This is a genomic window from Actinomadura luteofluorescens, from assembly GCF_013409365.1.
Classification (GTDB): Bacteria; Actinomycetota; Actinomycetes; order Streptosporangiales; family Streptosporangiaceae; genus Spirillospora; species Spirillospora luteofluorescens.
In genome coordinates this window covers 6,532,182-6,547,907 of the sequence record NZ_JACCBA010000001.1, presented here as the reverse complement: position 1 = coordinate 6,547,907, position 15,726 = coordinate 6,532,182, and the positions used below count along the sequence as shown (strand labels likewise).

General features: G+C 67.8%; 17 protein-coding genes. 8 read left to right on the top strand and 9 right to left on the bottom strand.

The genetic code is table 11. From position 1 onward, the window contains the following. The first annotated feature begins 280 nt into the window (after positions 1–280). The gene (locus tag BJY14_RS30535; protein ID WP_179846775.1) at positions 281–616 is read left to right on the top strand and encodes a hypothetical protein; all 336 of its coding nucleotides are present in this window, start codon (positions 281–283) and stop codon (positions 614–616) included. 389 nt (positions 617–1,005) lie between these two features. Here BJY14_RS30535 and map read toward each other — a convergent pair whose 3' ends face one another. Next, positions 1,006–1,788 (bottom strand): type I methionyl aminopeptidase, encoded by a 783-nt coding sequence (map, locus tag BJY14_RS30530; protein WP_179846774.1) that lies wholly within the window; start codon positions 1,786–1,788, stop codon positions 1,006–1,008. Positions 1,789–1,856: 68 nt separating this feature from the next. Between map and BJY14_RS30525 the strand changes: the two genes are divergently transcribed. Next, on the top strand, positions 1,857–2,144 hold the full coding sequence (locus BJY14_RS30525) for a helix-turn-helix domain-containing protein (protein WP_179846773.1): 288 nt from the start codon (positions 1,857–1,859) through the stop codon (positions 2,142–2,144). Positions 2,145–2,320: 176 nt separating this feature from the next. Here the strand turns inward: BJY14_RS30525 and BJY14_RS30520 are convergent, their stop codons facing one another. Further along, the gene (locus BJY14_RS30520; RefSeq protein ID WP_179846772.1) at positions 2,321–2,893 is read right to left on the bottom strand and encodes a TetR/AcrR family transcriptional regulator; all 573 of its coding nucleotides are present in this window, start codon (positions 2,891–2,893) and stop codon (positions 2,321–2,323) included. 64 nt (positions 2,894–2,957) lie between these two features. Between BJY14_RS30520 and BJY14_RS30515 the strand changes: the two genes are divergently transcribed. Beyond that, the gene (locus tag BJY14_RS30515) at positions 2,958–3,923 is read left to right on the top strand and encodes an SDR family NAD(P)-dependent oxidoreductase (RefSeq protein ID WP_179846771.1); all 966 of its coding nucleotides are present in this window, start codon (positions 2,958–2,960) and stop codon (positions 3,921–3,923) included. Positions 3,924–4,019: 96 nt separating this feature from the next. On the opposite strand, the gene BJY14_RS30510 is transcribed toward BJY14_RS30515, so the two are convergent. The 3 genes from BJY14_RS30510 to BJY14_RS30500 all read right to left on the bottom strand — a co-directional run bounded on the left by BJY14_RS30510 (position 4,020) and on the right by BJY14_RS30500 (position 5,298). Beyond that, entirely contained in the window at positions 4,020–4,208 is a 189-nt protein-coding gene (locus tag BJY14_RS30510; protein ID WP_179846770.1) for a DUF397 domain-containing protein, read from the bottom strand. Between the two features lie 83 nt (positions 4,209–4,291). Next, positions 4,292–4,486, bottom strand: a complete 195-nt coding sequence (locus tag BJY14_RS30505) for a DUF397 domain-containing protein (RefSeq protein ID WP_179846769.1) — start codon at positions 4,484–4,486, stop codon at positions 4,292–4,294. Further along, positions 4,483–5,298, bottom strand: coding sequence for a helix-turn-helix domain-containing protein (locus BJY14_RS30500; protein ID WP_179846768.1), 816 nt, complete (start codon positions 5,296–5,298; stop codon positions 4,483–4,485). Before BJY14_RS30500 ends, BJY14_RS30505 begins: the two co-directional genes overlap by 4 nt. 102 nt (positions 5,299–5,400) lie before the next feature. Here BJY14_RS30500 and BJY14_RS30495 point away from each other — a divergent pair, with 102 nt between their 5' ends. Both BJY14_RS30495 and BJY14_RS30490 read left to right on the top strand, forming a co-directional pair. Continuing rightward, a complete protein-coding gene (locus BJY14_RS30495; RefSeq protein WP_179846767.1) occupies positions 5,401–5,829 on the top strand; it encodes an ATP-binding protein in 429 nt (142 codons plus the stop codon). 433 nt (positions 5,830–6,262) lie between these two features. Continuing rightward, positions 6,263–6,799, top strand: a complete 537-nt coding sequence (locus tag BJY14_RS30490; protein WP_179846766.1) for a hypothetical protein — start codon at positions 6,263–6,265, stop codon at positions 6,797–6,799. A 52-nt stretch (positions 6,800–6,851) separates the two neighbouring features. On the opposite strand, the gene BJY14_RS30485 is transcribed toward BJY14_RS30490, so the two are convergent. The 3 genes from BJY14_RS30485 to BJY14_RS30475 form a co-directional block, all read right to left on the bottom strand. Next, positions 6,852–7,361 (bottom strand): SRPBCC family protein, encoded by a 510-nt coding sequence (locus BJY14_RS30485; RefSeq protein WP_179846765.1) that lies wholly within the window; start codon positions 7,359–7,361, stop codon positions 6,852–6,854. Further along, a complete protein-coding gene (locus BJY14_RS30480; RefSeq protein ID WP_179846764.1) occupies positions 7,358–7,720 on the bottom strand; it encodes a metalloregulator ArsR/SmtB family transcription factor in 363 nt (120 codons plus the stop codon). Before BJY14_RS30480 ends, BJY14_RS30485 begins: the two co-directional genes overlap by 4 nt. Before the next feature lie 345 nt (positions 7,721–8,065). Beyond that, on the bottom strand, positions 8,066–8,878 hold the full coding sequence (locus tag BJY14_RS30475; protein WP_179846763.1) for a hypothetical protein: 813 nt from the start codon (positions 8,876–8,878) through the stop codon (positions 8,066–8,068). A 265-nt stretch (positions 8,879–9,143) separates the two neighbouring features. On the opposite strand from BJY14_RS30475, the gene BJY14_RS30470 reads away from it, so the two are divergent. Together BJY14_RS30470 and BJY14_RS30465 are read left to right on the top strand one after the other, a co-directional pair. Continuing rightward, complete coding sequence (locus BJY14_RS30470; protein WP_179846762.1) at positions 9,144–9,659, top strand: hypothetical protein; 516 nt, start codon at positions 9,144–9,146, stop codon at positions 9,657–9,659. A gap of 496 nt (positions 9,660–10,155) precedes the next feature. Continuing rightward, positions 10,156–10,836 (top strand): hypothetical protein, encoded by a 681-nt coding sequence (locus BJY14_RS30465; RefSeq protein WP_179846761.1) that lies wholly within the window; start codon positions 10,156–10,158, stop codon positions 10,834–10,836. A gap of 190 nt (positions 10,837–11,026) precedes the next feature. Here BJY14_RS30465 and BJY14_RS45780 read toward each other — a convergent pair whose 3' ends face one another. Beyond that, positions 11,027–11,746, bottom strand: a complete 720-nt coding sequence (locus BJY14_RS45780) for an NUDIX domain-containing protein (protein ID WP_179846760.1) — start codon at positions 11,744–11,746, stop codon at positions 11,027–11,029. Between the two features lie 253 nt (positions 11,747–11,999). Between BJY14_RS45780 and BJY14_RS30455 the strand changes: the two genes are divergently transcribed. Next, the gene (locus BJY14_RS30455; RefSeq protein WP_218905652.1) at positions 12,000–15,716 is read left to right on the top strand and encodes a 5-methylcytosine restriction system specificity protein McrC; all 3,717 of its coding nucleotides are present in this window, start codon (positions 12,000–12,002) and stop codon (positions 15,714–15,716) included. Positions 15,717–15,726 lie beyond the last annotated feature (10 nt).

Below are 15,726 nucleotides of genomic sequence, written 5' to 3'. Positions count from 1 at the left end.
TGCTCGTGGTGAACGCGGTTCGCGTCGAGCAAACGGGCAGGGGCGGTGTCGAACGAGCCGCGCACCGCCTCCAGACGGCGGCGTTTCACCCCCGTCGGCTCCGGCCGTCCCGGCACCGGTGCCCGGACGGCTCTGGACGCCGCCACGCTCACGCCCTACCCCCGGCCCGGCTCCAAGGTCCTGGCCTTGTACGCGTTTACCCGGATGCCCGCGCCACCCAGCAACGATTACGTTATGCATTCAAAGAGAAACCGAGAGTAAGTGTTCTGGGAGGGTCGGAATGGGTCGCTTCATCCTCGGCAAGATCACCGCGACGGCCGTGGCCGCGGTCGCACTCGCGTCCCCGCTCTCCGTCCCCGCGAGCGCGCAGGCGCCCGCACACTCCTTCGTTTACAAAGGGCAGACCTGCGACGACCACAGCTACGACCGCACTGCGAGCTACCACTGCTGGGCGGGACCACCCGAGGCGCGCGTGTATCAGACCCAGGCCAAATGCAGCGACGGTTCCTACAGGCACGGCAACTATGAGCAGTACACCTCGAAGTACTTCTCGCTTGTGGCCTGCCCGCCCGGCACCTCGGTGACCTGGTCGCGGCCTGAGCCCCAATACGACTGAGAGCATCCGAACACCAGCAAAGGACATGCCATGATCGCGAACGCGCGACTCGTCGTGGCCGCACTCGCGGCTGCGGCGGCCTCCACCGCAGGGCTGACCGCACCTCCCGCACACGCCGCCACGTCCGTCCAGGCCACCGGGCAGGCCGGCAAGAGGATCGTCTGCTCGACGTACCGATCCACGGACGGCAAGCGCATCGGAGTCGGTTGCGACGCGGGCCGCTACTACGTCGTTGGCACGGCCTGCGGGCCGGGACACTGCACCACCATCGGCGGACCCGTCGTGAACGCTCCCGCTATCTCATGGGCCCTACGCGGGCAGCGGCTACTTCGGCGGCGACATCCGCGCGGTCTTCGTCTGATCCGCGGCCGGAGACGGCGGCTTCGGCCTTAGGGGCGTGCGTGCTCCGGAAGGGTGAGGATTTCGGCGCCGTCCTCGGTGATGGCGATCGTGTGCTCGCTGTGGGCCGTGCGGCAGCCCGTGGCGCTGCGGAGCGTCCAGCCGTCGGCGTCGGTGACGAGGTCGACGGTGTCGGACATGATCCACGGCTCCAGGGCGAGCAGCAGCCCAGGGCGCAGCTTGTACCCGCGGCCGGGGCGTCCGGTGTTGGAGACGTGCGGGTCCTGGTGCATCGTCGATCCGATGCCGTGGCCGCCGAAGTCGGTGTTGATCGAATACCCCGCCTCGCGCAGGACCGAGCCGATGGCGTGGGAGATGTCTCCGGTGCGAGCCCCGGGGCCGGCCGCGGCGATCCCCGCCCGCAGCGCGCGTTCGGTCGTGCTGATCAGCGCGGCGCTCTCCGGCGGGCTCGTCTCGCCCACGATGAAGCTGATGGCCGAGTCGGCGGCGACTCCCCCCAGGGAGACGGCGAGGTCGAGGCTCAGCAGGTCCCCGTCGGCGAGCGTGTAGTCGTAGGGCAGCCCGTGAAGGACGGCGTCGTTGACGGACGTGCAGATGTAGTGGCCGAACGGCCCACGCCCGAAGGACGGCGCGTAGTCGACGTAGCAGGACTCCGCCCCCGCCTCGACGATCATGGCTTTCGTCCACTGGTCGATGTCCAGCAGGTTCGTGCCGACCGTCGTGCGGCTTTTCACCGTATGCAGGATGTCGGCGACCAGGGCGCCCGTGTGCCTGGCCTGGGCCACTTCGCTGGCGTTCAAGATCTCGATCATGCGGCGCCCATCCTCACGTGTACCAATAACTATACCGGTCATACTATACCGGTACTACAATAGGCGCCATGGTCAGGTTGCCGCTCACCCCCGCGGAGCTCGAACGCGGACAGCGCCTCGGCGCCCTCCTGCGACGGGCCAGAGGAGAGCGCTCGATACTCGACACCGCGCTCGACGCCCGGGTCTCCCCGGAGACCCTCCGGAAGATCGAGACAGGCCGCGTGGCCACTCCCGCCTTCTCGACCATCGCCGCGATCGCCGAGGTCCTCGGCCTCTCCCTCGATGAGGTGTGGGCCGAGATCAGCCAACCCGAACTCGATGTCGAATCAACCAGCACCGGTCGCAATACAGCGTAAGCGGACGGCCTCACGAGGCCCACTTCCGCGGCCGAGTCGGAGGCGTCACGCGAGACCTGCCGCGACGGCGGTTCTACGAGACGGGCGATGCCCCATGGCGTCCGGCGGCCTGGCGGAGGAGATCGAGCGGTTGCGGGCCCCACGCTGAACGACCAGTACCGCTTACCTCTCGCGATCTAGCGCACCAGAAGGCCGATGGCGACCTTCAGCCGGTCGAGGTAGGAATCCCGCGATGCGACCTGATGCTTGAGGCCGATCGATGCGCTGATCAACGTCTGCGCGATGGAGGAGGCCGCCTCCCGACCCGACTCGACGGCGATCGCGTCTGTGATCAGTTCTTCGAATCGCCGCGGCATGGTCTCGACGATCTCTCCGAGTAGGCCGGGGTTGGCCTCGATGACCGCCGTGACGTCGCGCGCCAGCGGGCCGATGTAGCGGCCCGCCCAGTGGTCGAACGCTTCGGCGAGGCGCTCTGGAAGCGGGCGGCCGACGTCGGCCAGGACGTGTTCGACCGCTGCGATGTCCCGCTCCAGGGCTTGAACGACCGCAGCCCGGAAGAGGGCCTCTTTCGAGGAGAAGAGGAAGTAGAGCCCGGGCCGGGAGATGTGCGCCGCCCGCGCCACCTCCTCCATCGAGGTCTTCCTGTAGCCGAATCGCGCGAACGTGACCATGGCGGAGTCCAGAACCGCCGCGCGGCGGTCGGAATCGGCGGCTGTCGGCAGGGAGTGGCCGGCTTCGGCGCTGCTCATGGAGCCACCCTACGAGGCGGATGACGAACTATACAAATTGAGTCTAGTGCGTATAGTCGGCCTCATGGATCGACTCATCTCCACGCCCTTCACCGCCTCCAGCACCGCGGCCGAGGTGTTGCAGGACGTCGACCTCACCGGTGTCCGCGCGATCGTGACGGGAGCCTCCTCCGGCCTCGGGGTCGAGACGGCTCGGGCGCTGACCGCCGCCGGGGCGGAAGTGACGATCGCCGTCCGGAACACGACCGCGGGTGACGCCGTCGCCGAGACGATCGAGAGGTCGACCGGAGGAATCCGGCCCCGAGTCGCCCAGCTCGACCTCGCCGACCGAGCCTCCGTCACCCGGTTCGCCGACGCGTGGAGCGGCCCGCTCCACCTACTGATCAACAATGCGGGTGTGGTCACCGGTGGCCTCGAACGAACCCGTGAGGGATGGGAGCTGCAGTTCGCGACCAACCATCTCGGCCACTTCGCCCTGGCCACCCGCCTTCACGACGCTCTGGCCCTGGGAGCGTCCGACCGGGACGGAGCACGGATCGTCTCGGTCAGTTCGACGGCGCACATGCGGAGCGGCATCGACTTCGACGATCTCCACTTCGAGCGTCGCGACTACGACCCGCAGATCGCGTACGCCCAGTCGAAGACGGCGAACTCCCTCTTCGCCGTCGAGGCGACCCGCCGGTGGGCGGCCGACGGCATCGTCGCCAACGCGGTGAACCCCGGCGGTGTCGCGACGGGACTACAGCGGAACTTCACACGGGAGCAGAAGGAGTCGCTCGACGCGGCCGAGGCCGCCGGGGTCTTCACGTACAAAACGGTCGAGCAGGGGGCCGCCACCAGCATCGTCGCGGCCGTCGCCCCTGAATTCGCCCACTCCGGAGGCCACTACCTCGACGATGCGCAGGAGGCTTATACCGTCCCGGACGACGCCGACCTCGCACAGCACCCGCACGGTGTCAAGGAATGGGCGCTCGACCCCGCCACCGCCAAGCGTCTGTGGACCGTTTCGACCGACCTGCTCCGCGCCTGACCTCTCGACGCCGCTTGAGCGGGGAGAGCCGGGCAGCGGCGCCGTCCCAGGCAGCGGGCATTACACCCGCCCAATGCGTTGAGAACCAGGGAACGGTCAGCCAGCCGTGTCCTGCTTGAGTTGCGCGATCAGGTTGTCGAACTGGACACCGGAGAGGGTGAGGTGGACCCCATCAGGGTCCTTGCTGTCCCGCACCCCAACCCCTGCCGCAAGCCGCCCCAACTGAACGCAGTGCTGATCATCTGCTCCACCACTGTGGGTGCTCTTACGCCACTGGATGCTCATCGGTAACTCTCCAAGCGCCGCTTGATGATCTCGCGAGAGGGGCACGGGCCAGGGTGTGCGAACGAGCCAGAAGGGGAGGACGGTCAGCGGGTCGAGTCCTGCTTGAGCTGCTGGATCAAGCAGGCGAACTGGACACCGGAGAGGGTCAGGTACCCCCCGTCAGGGTCCTTGCTGTCCCGCAACCCGACCCCAACCCCTGGCGCAAGTCGCCCCACCTCAACGCAGTGCTCGTCGTTCGCTCCGCCGCTGTGGATGCTCTTGCGCCATTGAATGATCATTCGTAGCTCTCCAAATACCGCTTGATGATCTCGCGAGAGCCCTCCTCCGAGAGCGCCTTCGCGCCGATGCGATCGAACATAACCGACAGTTCGCGGACCTCGCCAGGTGCTTCGATCAAGCGCCCCCCGTTCTGGGCACCCGAATACGCGATGTCGCGGCTCTCCAGGCTGAGGACCTGCAACGACCCGTCGACACCAATGTGCGCGCCTGATTTGAACGGAACGATGCGGATGCTGAACTGCGGCAGATCGCTCGTGGCGAGCAGGTGTTCCAACTGGGCCTTCATGACCCTTGGTCCGCCTACCTCCCGCGCCAGGACGCTCTCATCAAGCGTCGCCCACATCTCGACGTCGTCACCTCTACCGAAGAAGGACCGCTTCCGAGCGACCCTCCGCTCCATCGCGGCCTCGAAGTCCTTACGCGTACTGGTCTGGACGTAAGCCCAGGTGTACTCGTCGGTCTGGAGCGCGAGCGGGATCACCTGACCGTGATAGGTCTTGATCAGCGCCGCTTCCTGCTCATACTTGACGAGCTGCTTACCCCAGTTGGGATCATGCGCCATTCGGGCAAACCAGAGCAAGAGTTGAAATAAAAGGCCGGTTCCGAAGTGCCTGTCAAGGGCGCGAGCGTGATCGTCTTGTAGGCGTCGCCGCCCCGCTTCGAAGTTGGATACAGTGCCCCGCGTCACTCCCATGATCTCCCCGCACTGAGTCAGCGATAGACCCATCTTCTCCCGCCAAAACCGCAGGTAGAAGGCCAAGAAATACCACATTGAGATCTTAGGGTCGAGAGGCTCACGAACGATGGGCATGCCACCCTCCCTGTATCCAACTTCGGCGCTTACAGGAAAAACATAGAACCTCACGGTGATCCTTGTCATAGGAAATCGAAATCTCGGACAAGGGCGGGGACGATGGCGATGACGGCGAGCGGGGATCTACTTATGCCTCTTATGGGGACACCGTCCGCAGTGGGGCTGGCGCGCACCCTTGTGGACGCGCGAATCCGCAACTGGAACTATTCTCACATTCTCGACAATGCGCTTCTCGTCGTCTCGGAACTCGTCACCAACGCGGCGCGCCAGACGCCGCACAGGGAGATCCGTCTCCAGCTCAGCCGGGACGCGGACGGCATCGTCATCGCTGTCTGGGACTCCGACCACGTCCTCCCGCAGGCCAAGCCGGCGAAGGAACTCACCCTCGAAGACCTCGACCTTTCCGAGGAGGCGTTCGACGACAACGGCGGGTGGGGCCTCCACATCGTCCAGGCGCTCTCGACCAAGTGCGGCGTCACTGGCGACCCGGCCGGCGGCAAGTGGATCTGGTCTCGCATCCGACCATGACTTGCGGGTGAACAAGGCACGCACCCGCGACCCTCCGGAGGTTCGACGCGGCCTGCCACTCAGCGGGGCGGCGGTGCGCAGGTCGAACTCGGTGGCGGCGAGGGCCTCCGCCTCGGCCGTCAGCCCCTCCGTCGCGAGCCGCCGGGCGGTCCGCAGCACCCGCTCGCGATTGCGGCGCGCGTCGGCCCGCAACCCCCGGTCGCGCCGGGGAGCCGTCGCCGGGTCGGGGTCAGGAGGCTGGCTGGACATGTCTGCCCCAAGCATGAGTGGGGCCCACCGGTTGACGCCCCGCGGACTGCGCGCCCAGTCGTTTGCCGGGAAGGCCGTACTCGGCACGGTAGGAGCCAGGGCCGTGGTGAACCACGCCCGCTCGACAAACAACCCCGGTGCACGTGTCAGGCACGCGCACCACGACCCAAAAAGGAAATCCGACATGGACAGGTTCCAGCCGGTCTCGCCGGAGAGGATTCGGCGGATCTCGACGAAAGCGCGCTCGCTGATCATGGCGAGCAGGGCGTGGCTGATCTCGGTCGCTGTGGGCGTCCTCACCGGCGCGGCCGTCGGCGGCCTCGTCGCGGGCTTGGACTACGCCGCCTTCATCGCCGACCTCCACCACCGCCACGAGATCGACGCCTTCGCGTTCAACTACCTCGACTTCCTTCGCGACCACGTCGTCGAGGGAGCCGTCATCGGTGCCGCCTGCGGCGCCATCGGAGCCGCCTGCGCCGTCGGCGTCGTCCTCCGCGTCCTCGAAGACCCCCGCGTGCGGAAGCTCTTCGTCCGCCTCGCCGGTGGCGCCGTCATCGCCGGGGTCCTCGCCTGCGTCGCGTTCGTCGTCCTGGCCGCCGTCGGCATCGCCGTCCGCGGTCCGATCGGCCCTCAGGGCGCCGTCACGCCCGGCGACTTCCTCATCGGCCTCTGCGGCTACGCCGCGGGGCTCGCCGTCGGTACCACCCGCACCGACGACTGACGCACCCACGGGGGTCTGGCGCTGCCAGGCCCCCGTACCGTCTCAACTCCGTTCAGCCGGCCGGGTCCTGCCCGATCTGGTCGATGAAGTACGGCTTCATGGCGGGATAGTAGGCGTCGAAGTCCGGCTCCGGGGAGCCGTCGCGCGCGGCCACGAGCCTGTCCAGGTAGTACTCCCAGCCCGGACCGTTCTCGCCGATCTGCTCCTCGGTGTCGAGATGCTCCACGAACTCCAGCCGGGTCGAACCGTCTGCCTCGGACAGCAGCAGCTCGATGCGCCAGGTACCGTGCTCGTCCGTCGCCGAAATGGCCAGACGATGCGGGGGCTCGCACGCGTCGATGTGCATGTCGAACCACGGCGCCTCGTCTTCGAACGACATCTGCACCTGGATCGTCCGGCCCGGGGCGGCGTCGCCCTTCCACGGGCCGAACCAGCGGGCCGTGCGCTCGGGCTCGGTGACGCTGGCCCACACGTCCTCGACGGAGGCCCGGAACGAACGGGTCAGGACGAGATCACTTCCAGTGGCGGCGCGAACCAGCCTGCCGGTGGGTCGAGGGTTCATGCGGTGTTCTCCTTCTTCTCATCGGGGGTGCCGGTGGCGCGGCGTTCGCGGCGGGTCCGGTGGACCTCCGTCTCCAGCGCGTCGAAGCGGTGCTCCCAGCCGCGCGGCTGGACGAACTGAGCGAGCCACGCGGCGAGGTGGGTCAGCTCCGCCGGGTCGATCTCGTAGAGCCGTTCCCGGCCGACGAGTTCGTCGCGCACCAGCCCGCTCTCCCGGAGCACGCGCAGGTGGCGGCTCACCGCCGGCCTGCTGATCTCGAAGCGTCCGGCGATCTGCCCCGCCGTGAGCCGGCCGCCGCGCAGCATGACCAGGATCTCCCGGCGCACGGGGTCCGCGATCGCCCTCACCACGTCGTCCACGACGAAAGCGTAACCTATGCGTTACGCTTTTGTCGACGGCGGGCAGCGGCCGGACGGGCCGCGTTGGGATTGGGGCTGAGGAATCGCGCCGATGACCACGGGCGAGGACGCCGGCACCTTGGTGCGGCGGATGCGGGAATGCTTCGACAGCCGACGGTTCGACGAGGCCGCCGCGCTGCACGCGCCCGACTTCTTTCAGCCACCCGCTCGGCGCCGCCGAGTTCGAGGCAGGCATGGCGGCCTGGCGCGTGACCGCGATCGCCCCTTCCCCTGCCGGGCGGCGGTCGCGGACGAGGGTGGAGCGCGGCACGGGGGGTCCCGTGCCGCGCTCCAGGTGCGCGGCGTCTACCCGAAGAGGTTCTCCAGGAGGGCGCCGTGCGCCCCGTCGGGGCGCTTGAGGCCCAGGATGAGGTGCGTGGCCTGGGCGAGTGCGACTGCGAAGTCGCCCTCCGTCTCCACCAGAATCCGGATGCCGATCCGCTCGTCGAGCGGCTGGTCCAGCTGGTAGAACTTCCGCCACCGATCGACGACGTCCTGGAACTCGGAGTCGTCGCCTTCGTTCGCGGCGATTGCTTGCAGCCTCGTCCAGATCCTGGATACGAGGCGCTGGATCTCCTGCTCGCGAGCGGAGTCCGGCGAGGCGGTGGCCTTCTGGAGGAGCAACATGAGCGCCACCAGCATGCCGAGGTCCGCCGGCTGGACGCCGACGGCCTCCGCCTCGCCCTGCGGAGTGTCCTCCACCATGTCGGGGCACTTGGCCGCCAACAGGGACTTCGTCTCCCGCGCGAGCGCGAGGCCGGTGCGGCAGTTCGGCCCCATCAGCTCCCGGAAGCCGGGCCGGCCCTTGCGCGGCCGGTCGTATCCGAGGAGGCCGACCCAGCGAGAGCCGAGGCCCAGGATCGGGTCACCCTCCTCGCAGATGCGAGCGATCTCGTGCAGCCTCTCTCGGATCTGGCTGATGAGGCGCCGCGCCTGGCGCTCCTTCTCGAAGCTCAACCACCCGTTCGCGAGGAGGGTGATGAGCCTGGTCAGGCGATGGACGTCCGCCGGCTTGACGACGCCGGCCTGCACCCACTGCTGCTGTTCCGCCTCGGCCGCCCGGCGACGCTGGTCGTTGAGAAGGTGACGCATGTCGGCGGGGGTGAAGTTCGGGGCCATGGTTTGTCTCCCATCGGATGGGCGGTGAAGAGCTGAGCTACATCCCTGCGGACAGTCCGGGGAGTGGACCCGGAGTCAAGCCCCGAGGCCCGTTGACCAAGGTCTCTCGGGCTCGTGCGCGGCGCTCGTCCGTGCGCCGGACGTTGCGAGGACGGCCGCGCTCGGCACGGTAGGCCCCGAGGACGTGGTGAGGCCACGAACGTCCGACAACCAACCCGGTGTGCGTGCCAGGCACGCGCACCCCGACCCAAACAGGGGTGTCAACATGGAAAAGCTTCGGCTCATCGCGAAGAACGCGGGCCGGTCGATCTCGGCGAACAGGCGGCGGCTGATCTCGCTCGTCATGGGCGCCCTCGCCGGCGCCCTGGTCGGGGGCTTCATCGAGGGGATGGACTACGCCGTCCTCCTCGCCGACCTCCACCACAGCTACGGGATCGACCCCTTCGAGGCCGGCAACCCCGCCTTCCTCGTCTACAAGGCCGTCCTCGGCGCCTGCATCGGCGTCATCGCCGGTGCCGGGGGCGCGTACTGCAGCGCCTTCGTCGGCATCGACAGCGCCCGCATGCGGAAGAACGTCTTCCGCATCGCCCTGGGCACCGTCATCGCCGGGGTCGCCGCCGCCGTCGCGTGCGTCGCCCTGGCCGCCTCCGGCGTCGCCGTCATCACTCTGCCCGGGCCCATCGGCGGGGAGACCCTCGCCGGCAGCCTCGGGAACCTCATCATCAGCACCTGCGCCGTGGGCGCGGGTGTCGTCGTCGGCGCCGTCCGCGCCCGCGACTGATCAGCTCGCGGGGCCCGGCACCGGCCGGTCCTCGCCCAACGGGGGCCTGGCACTGCCAGGCCCCCGTTTTCGTCGCCGGTCGACGGTCCTCTTCGGGAATCGCAGCCGTTGCCGGGAGGGGCGCTCTCGGCACGGTAGGGCCCGAGGACGTGGTGAGGCCACGAACGTCCGACTCACGAGGTCCGGCACCCGCCCGTGCCGTCCCTTCGCCTGCTCCCGACGGAACACGTTCCGAGCCAGGTATCCCCGCATCTGCGACAACACCCCTGAGGAGCCCTTGGTGACAGGTCCCGCTGGTCCGTCATGGGGTCAAGGCGGACACAGGCCGCCTCATCCCGGGTACGGCGCTCCGCCGCCCTGGCGGCAAGGCCCTCCGCCGCAGCCTCCGCCCCCGTACCCGCCGTACCGGCCACCCGGACCTCCGCCGCCCCCGCGGCCGCCGTCCCGGGCGGGACGGATCCTCCGGAAACTGAACCCGTTCCTCGCCGCGCGGGCGGTGTTCCAGCCTTCGCGGCCGGACCTGATCGTCGACGCCCGCGTCCGGAAGTTGCAGGTCGTCCGCGCCTGGGCAGGCATCGTGGTGACCCTCGCCGTGGCCGCGATCTACCGGGTCACCGCTCCCCAGGCCCTGGCCGACGAGCGGTTCGACGACGCCTGGATCAATGTCCTGATCCTCACCTGCGTCCTGCCGGTGGTCGTGGGAGCCTTCGTCCTGGCCGCCCGGCCTCCGAACCGGGGCGCGTTCGCGCGCCGGATCCGCTACCCGTTGATCGCGGTCGCGGCCATGTTCGGCTCCATGTTCACGTTCGTGCTCGCGGCCGTGCCCGACCTGGAGGGTGCGCGCGACGCGGCGGGACCTGCGGTGATGATCCCTGTGGGAGTGGTCCTCGTCCTTTGGATGCTCCCCTTCGTCCTCTACGGCATCGTCCTGTCACTGACCAACGTGTTCCGGACGGCCGACATCCACGAGGTGGTGCCGCCCCTGGTGAACGTGTCGGTGTCCTGGGTGATGGCCGTGGTCAACCTGTTCAACGACTCCTTCAAGGGGATTCCGCATGTCTTGGCCCTGGTGCTACTGCTGGGGGCGCCGCTGACGGTGTCCGCCCTCGCCTACTACGAGTTGCGCAGGCTGCGCCTCCTGCACGGCATCACGTTGCGGAACACACTGCTGCGCTGACTCAGCGGGAGACGTCACGACGCGGACAGCGATGTCGAGCGGCGGTCCTGGAGGCGCCGGCGGTCTGACCGGCGGAAAGTTGGTCCGGTGCCGCATCCGCGGGTGACCGTCCCGACGAATAACCAGTGGTCGCGGCGTGTCAGCCGTCATGGGGAGGGGTCGTGACGGACGGCGCGCCGCGGCTCCGCGTTCAGGAATCCGGCGTCCACCCGTGGACGCCGAAGGTCTCCCCCCGCCCGATGGCCGCGAGCGCCTGCACGCAGTGGGGAATCACGTCGGCGGGTGGGGCCGCCGGGTCGATCCACAGCGCCTCCGAAGCCTTGTCGGGTTCGGCCGCGCGCGGCTCGCCCACCCAGCGCCGGAAGGTGAACCAGTAGTCGCTGACCGCATGGCAGGGCCCCGGCAACGACGCGGCGGTGCGGTGCAGGACGTGGCAGAACTCGGCGTCGTCGCGGTGCAGCGTCACGCCGGTCTCCTCCCCGGCCTCGCGGATCGCCGCGGCCAGGACGTCTTCGCCGGGCTCGATCCGTCCAGCGGGCGGGCAGAGCCAGCCGTCGCGGTAACCGGTGTTGTGGCGGCGGAGCATGAGCACCGCACCGTCCTCGCGCCGCAACAGGACGTGCGGCGCGATGAAAGATCCGTGCCAGCCGCTCGCCGCCACCCCGGCGACCTCGCGGGCGGACACGACGCCGAGCCGCCTGGCCATGTGCTGTGCGGCCTGTTCAGGGCCTCCGGCCAGCTCGACCATGGGCACGGCGGCGGAAAGGATCACGTCGGCCAACTCGTCCAGGACGTCCGAGGCGGTCTTGTGGACGCCCTTGCGGGGATTGCCGCCGGTCATTCCCAGATAGGCCTCGACGACCTCGCCGACCTCCTCGGCGACCTTCATCACCAGCGCATGCGTCGGCACACCGGCAAGGTAACCGGCCCGTATCCGGGCCGAATCAGCCCAGAACCCGCCACAGGGCTCAGCATTCCCAGAGTTCCCCACCCCGCGACCCTAGACCGCCGAGCGGCCACACACTCCAGTTCTCGAACATTCGATCGAATCAGCGTCCCCTGTGCCTGGATATGCCTTGGTACGTACGGGTGGCCCAATCCGGCCACCAACAGGCGCGTGTACGGCTTGAACGCACCCAGCGACGGTCCGCTACCAATTGAGGATGGGTACCGGGCTGAGCGTCACCGTCAACGAGACTCCCGACGGACGGCACATCGTCCATTACGACGGGCAGTCCTACGAACTGACCCCCTCCTCCGGGGAGGTGATCTGCCCGGCCAGCGACGGGGTGGCGCTTCATCACAGTCGGAACTGCACCCACATGGGTGGGTATGAGGAGCGGTGGAGGGTCTATCCCGATCCGGAAGGGGACCTGTGGCGGCGCCTTTTGGAGGCCGCATCGGCGGACGACGCGCAAGGGCGGCACGCGTTCGCAGAGGGCACCGGGCTGCGCAACGGAGCGGGGCGCCCGGTCTCCAAGGTATGCCAGACGTGCACGCTCGTGCCGCTCACCTCCGTCGACAACTTCACCACGCCGGCCAAGGCGCTGTCCAAGGCGCTTGCGGAGTTCGACCGCAACACCTGCGCCTCCCGGATCACCGAAGCCGAGGCCGAAGTCTCGCAAGTGGTGCGCGACTTTCCGTTGGACGCCTGGCCGACGATGCATCTTGAGCGGTACGCCTTGGGAACCGACGTCTACAAGGACTCTTTCTGTTACCGGATGGAGTTCGGAACTCCTGAACTGTGCAGCATGCGAGGTGGACACGCCGGAAAGCACATCATCTACCGGCGCAAGAAGGAAGCCACATGGCGGTACCCTTCCGAATACGACAATGAACAAGAAGCTTGGGAAAAGGTACGAGCGGGTTTCGTCAAAGCCTTCGAGACCATGCGAGCCGGGCACCTCACCGATATCGACGCCATCGACTCCCTGCGTCCAGGGCCGGCGCTCACCGCGAAAGCGATCAGCTGCTACCTCCCCGGTGCGCTACTCCCGATCACCAGCCGGGACCATGTTCGAGCGTTCATCTTCCACCTGTCCGGAGAAAGTGCTCATCTGGACGCGTTCGCCGCGCATGACCGGCTGAAGCAGGTGATCGACGACGACAAGCGATTCGACGGGTGGCACCCCTACGAGATCGGAATCTTCCTGTATGACTGGGCCGACCCCCGGCCCGCCGGCACGACCATCCTCAAGGTCGCACCGGGCGAGAATGCCAGGTTCTGGGACGAGTGCCTGTCGGGTGGATACATCTGTATCGGCTGGGAGGACGTCGGCGACCTGACCGAGTTCGGCTCCGAAGATGAATTTCGTGCCGCGTTCGCGGAGGCCTACAACTACAAGGGCAACAAGAGCAAGATTTCGGCGAAGGCGAATGAAGTTTGGCGGCTTTACCAACTGAAGCCGGGCGACCTTGTGGTGGCCAACAGGGGAACCAGGGAAGTTCTCGCGGTCGGGACGGTCAACCAGGAGGGCTACAGATGGCGTGACGACCGCAGTGAATACCAACACACCGTCTCCGTCAACTGGGATACGGGCTATGCGCAGACATTGCCCGAACCACAGAAATCGTGGGCCACGGTCACCGTCGCCAAAGTCCCGGCGGAGCTGTGGAAGTCCCTACGGAAGGGTGTGGTGATAGACCCGGTCGGGCCGGCGATCGTTCCGGCCGAAAAACTGTTGACCGATATCGCAGAGCTTCTCGCGCGAAAGAAGCAGGTCGTCCTGTACGGGCCGCCGGGGACGGGGAAGACGTACACGAGTCTGCGGTTCGCTATCTGGTGGCTTGCGACGCGGATGCCGGAGACGGAGCTGGACCCGCTCGCCGACTACGGTACGGCCGGCTTCAGGCGGGCCTTGGACGCGCTCCAGGACGGCGGGCACCTGACGCAGGTGACGTTTCATCCCGCGTACGGGTACGAGGACTTCATCGAGGGGTTCCGACCGGTTGAGGGCGGCGACGGCGGGCTGCGGCTGGTGTTGAGGGACGGGATCTTCAAGCGGGTGTGCGAGGCCGCCGCGGCGAATCCGGAGCGGCCCTACCTGCTGTTGATCGACGAGATCAACCGGGGGGACATCCCGAAGATCCTCGGGGAACTGATCACCCTGCTGGAGCATGACAAGCGGGGGATTCACATCACGCTGCCGACCGGGAGACGGTTCGCCGTCCCGTCCAACGTCCATGTCCTCGGGACGATGAACACGGCCGACCGCAGTATCCGGCTCCTGGACTCCGCTCTGCGACGGCGGTTCGCTTTCCACGAGTTGCTGCCAGACACCGACCTCCTCGACGGGGAGAAGGTCGGCGACGTGGACCTGGGACTGCTGCTGCGGGAACTCAACCGTCGTGTCGTCAAAGAGTTGGGACGGGAACGCCAGATCGGACACTCGTTCTTCATGCCGGGCGGCAAGCCCGTCGACAGTGAGGCGGAGTTGGCGGCCGTCGTCCGCACCGAGGTGCTCCCGCTCCTTCAGGAGTACGCCTATGACGACTATTCGGTGCTCTCCCGGTTCCTCGGTCAGGAGATCGTGGACGTGCAGGCCCACACCGTCACAGGCCCTGAGCGACGAACGGCTGGTCGAGGCGCTCTCGGCGGAACTTCAGGCGAGCTCGGGCGAGTAATGAGGACGGTCGTCGTTCCCGAGTACGGAAAGTGCCGGGAGAAGGATCTCGACCCGAGCCCGGTGGATCTCGCGGTCGTCGAATCCGAGGAGTTGGCCAAGCGGATCAGACTGCGCTGGCTTCGGGACGGCACTCTGGAGATCGAGGCGGGGTCCCATGTGGGAGTGGTGAATCTCGACTGCGTGTCCGTTCGCGTCCAGCCCAAGCTCGCGGGGTCGGAACTCGATGTGCTGGAAATGCTCGACTACGCAGCCGGGCTGCACTCGCTGCGAGAGCTTCCGCTGCTGCGGCGGCTCGGGGAAGGGCGGAGTCTGCGGGACCTCGTGTGCCTGCTGCTGACGCGGGAATGCGACCGGCTCCTCCGGCACGGGCTGCGGCGCGACTACCTGCGGCGGGAGGAGGCCCTTCCGGCTCTGCGGGGCCGACTGCTGGTGGAGCGCCAGGTGGCACGGCGGTTCGGGATGCTCGACCGGTTGGAATGCCGGTATGACGAGCGGAGCGGCGACATCCTCGACAACCGCTTGTGCGCGGCGGCTCTGCACGTCGCCGCCCGTACCGCGCAAGACGCGGACGTGCGCGCGACCGCGCGACGGCTTGCCGCCGACTTCTCCGGTGTCTGCACGATCGGCGGCTTCGATGCCCGGTCGGTGGTGGAGCGTCTCACCTATCACCGGGCCAACGAGCACTACCGGAACGCGCATCGGTGGGCGCGAATGCTCCTGGAGGGGGCGGCGTTCACGGACCGGAACACGAAGTCCGGGCGGACGACCCACGCCTTCATGGTCGATATGAACACGCTCTTCGAGGAGTTCGTGAGGCAGCTGCTGCACGACGCCTTAAGCGGGACGGGAGTCGTCGTACGCGCTCAGGAGACGTTGCCAGGGGCGATCAGGGGTGAGAGCGGCAACTCCTACACCGAGATACGTCCGGACGTTCAACTCGTTCACGGTCGTCGGCTCCGCCCGGTGGACGCCAAGTACAAGCTTTACGCGGACAAACAGGTCTCTTCGTCCGACCTCTATCAGAGCTTCGTGTACGCGCAGGCTGCCAGTAATCCAGACGAGCCGCCACACACCTTCATCGTCTACGCCAGCGAAGGCCAGATGCCGCCGAAGACGGTCAGCCTGCGCCGAAGGGACGGCACCGTTGCGGCGCGAGTGACATATGTGGCTGTGGACATTCCCAGGGTGCTTAGGGACGAGACAGCCCGGCATGCGTGGTTCGGCGAGGCGCGAACCCTCATGACCCCGGAGTGAAGCCGGGGTC